Below are 2,907 nucleotides of genomic sequence, written 5' to 3'. Positions count from 1 at the left end.
GCCGGAGCACGCCAGCGGTCGGCCGCCCTGAGCAGTGCCTTGCGCCCTTCCTCCAGCCCGGCGAGCAGCGCCGCGCCGGCCAGGGCCTGCAGCCAGACCGTCACGGGCAGCGCGGCCGTGCCGAACAGCTGCTGGCCGAAGGGCGTGTAGAGGATGACGAGGATGGTGCCGAATTCGGCCGCCAGTGCCGGCAGCAGCAGCGGGTTGTGGCCGGCCGCCGACCAGGCCGGCAGCCGCGGGTCGCGGCAGAGGAACAGGTTGGCCATCTGGCAGACGACGATCGCCGCGAGGCAGGCGCCGGTCGCCTCCCGGTACAGCGGCGCCTGCGCGGCGAGCGCCTCGCCGTAGTGCCAGCCGCCGGCATCGAGCACCGCGGCGTAGACCGCGAGCGACACGGCCGCCTGCAGCAGGCCGATCCAGCCGTAGGCGCGCGCGAGCAGCGCGCCGTTCAGCAGGCGTTCGCCACGCGGGCGCGGGGGCCTGTTCATCACCCCCGGGCGCGGTGGTTCGGCGCCGAGGGCGAGGGCCGGCAGCAGGTCGGTGCCGAGGTCGATCGCGAGGATCTGGATCACCGTCAGCGGCAGCGGCACGCCCGCCAGCACGAACACCAGATACGGCACCAGCTCCGGGATGTTGGAGCTGAGGATGTAGGTCAGGAAGCGGCGGAGGTTGGCGTAGACCGTGCGGCCTTCCTCGATCGCATCGACGATGGTCGCGAAGTGGTCATCGAGCAGCACGATGTCGGCCGCCTCGCGCGCCACGTCGGTGCCGGCGAGGCCCATGGCGATGCCGACATCGGCGCGCTTGAGGGCCGGCGCATCGTTGACGCCGTCGCCGGTGACGGCGACGACCTCGCCGCCGGCCTGCAGCGCCTCGACGACCAGCAGCTTCTGCTCGGCGCTGACGCGCGCGCAGATCACCTCGGGCGCGGCGAGCGCCCGGGCACGCTGCGCGGCACTCATGCGCACGAGCCCGTCGCCCTGCAGCACGACCGGCCGCTCGCTGCACACCAGGCCGATCTCGCGGGCGATCGCGAGCGCGGTCTGCGGATGGTCGCCGGTGACCATGATCACGCGTACGCCGGCGGCGCGGCAGCGGGCGATGGCCTCGGGCACCTGCGGGCGCGGCGGATCCTCCAGGCCGACGAGGCCGGCGAGGATCAGGCCGTCCTCCTCGCCGATGTGCGTGTCGTCGTGCGGGCGCCAGGCCAGCACCAGCACGCGCTGGCCGGCATCGGCCCAGGCCGACTGCAGGCGCACCAGCGCCGAGCGTTCGCTGTGGCTGAGCGTGACGATGCCCGCCGGCGTCCAGGCCTGCCGGCAGCGCGGCAGCACGGTTTCGGGCGCGCCCTTGCAGAGCAGCCAGCGCTCGCCGCCGGCGCGCGCGACCAGCACCGACATGCGCCGGCGCACGGCATCGAAGGCCCGCTCGTCGATGCGCCGGCAGCCCGGTCCGGCCCCGGCCCAGGCGTGCAGCGCCTGCTCCAGCGGATCGCCGATCATGCGGCCGTCGGCCTGCCGCTGCAGGTCGTGGCAGCAGCGCGCGATCTCGGCCAGCGGCCCCGGCAGTGCTTCGCCCTCGGCCAGCACGCCGGCGACGGTGGCCGCGCGGCACACGCGCATGCGGTTTTCGGTCAGCGTGCCGGTCTTGTCCGAACAGATCACCGTCGTCGAGCCGAGCGCCTCGACCGCCGGCAGGCTGCGCACCAGCGCCCGGCGCCGCGCCATGCGCTGCGTGGCCATGGCGAGCGCCAGCGTCACCGTCGGCAGCAGGCCCTCGGGGACGTTGGCGACCAGGATGCCGATGGCAAACATCAGGCTGGTGTGCAGCGGCAGCTCCAGCCACTGGCCGATGGCGAAGAAGCCGACCGCGAGCGCGGTGGCGAGCAGCGTGACCAGCCGCGAGATGTGCGCGATCTCGCGCTGCAGCGGCGAGGCGCTGTCTTCGGCCGCCTGCGTCAGGCCGGCGATGCGCCCGAACTCGGTGTCCATGCCGGTCGCATACACCAGGGCCGTGCCGTGGCCGCTGAGCAGCAGCGTGCCGGCGAGCAGCAGGTTGTCGGCCTCCAGCGGATGCGCCTGCGCGCAGGCCGCGCTGGCGCGGGTCAGCGGTGCCGATTCGCCGCTCAGCGTCGAGAGGCTCACGCGCAGGTCGCAGGCCTCGATCAACCGGCAGTCGGCCGGCACCCGCTCGCCGGCCCCGAGGCGGATCACGTCCCCCGGCACCAGCAGCACGCTGTCGCGCCGCTCGCAGTGCCCGTCGCGCAGCAGCGTCACCTGCTGCGGCAGCAGCGCCTGCAGCGCAGCCAGCGCCTGCGCGGCGCGCTGCACCTGCCAGAACGAGAACACGCCGTTGATCAGGATGACGGCGACGATGGCGAAGCCGAGTTCGCGCATGCCCTGGCCGGGCGTCTGGCTCTCCGCCAGAAACGCCAGCGCCGCCGCCGCCCACAGCACCCGCGCGAAGAAATTGCCGAACTCCTGCAGCAGCCGCCGCCAGAGCGGCGTGCGCGGAGCCTGCGTGATGCGGTTGTCGCCGTACATCCGCTGCCGCGTCGCGGCTTCCGTCTCGGAAAGCCCCGTGCGCCGGCTGCCCAGATGCCAGAGCGCCCCGTCCGCGTCCCAGCGTGCGACCTCGCCGGCCATTGCCGCGCTGCCGCCACCCCCCGGGCGCGTCTTTCCCAGCCCGAACATGTCTCATGCCCCCGCCCGCATGCAGGCTTCAAAAAAGAAAGGCCGGTGCCGCCGCGTCTCCGGGCACCGGCCGAATCAGGGACCTTTTCGTCCCCCGGATACCGGTCGCCGCCCGCATGGCGACCGGACTCACTGGCGACACGCTGCCGCCCGGCACTCGGGAGCCCCTCCCCCCGAAGAGCGCTCCGCCCCGAGGCCGGGTGGGCGTGCACCG

Annotated in this window: 1 protein-coding gene; it reads right to left on the bottom strand. The window is 74.1% G+C overall.

The annotated features are described in order from the left end of the window. The coding region (locus PKE44_RS13625; protein WP_324552099.1) for a cation-transporting P-type ATPase at window positions 1-2,693 on the bottom strand (2,693 nt) is incomplete at its 3' end. Window positions 2,694-2,907: the final 214 nt, after the last annotated feature.

Source organism: Plasticicumulans sp. (assembly GCF_035331805.1).
Classification (GTDB): domain Bacteria; phylum Pseudomonadota; class Gammaproteobacteria; order Competibacterales; family Competibacteraceae; genus Plasticicumulans.
Note: the sequence above shows the minus strand (reverse complement) of the source record. Positions and strands in the feature narration are given on the sequence as shown.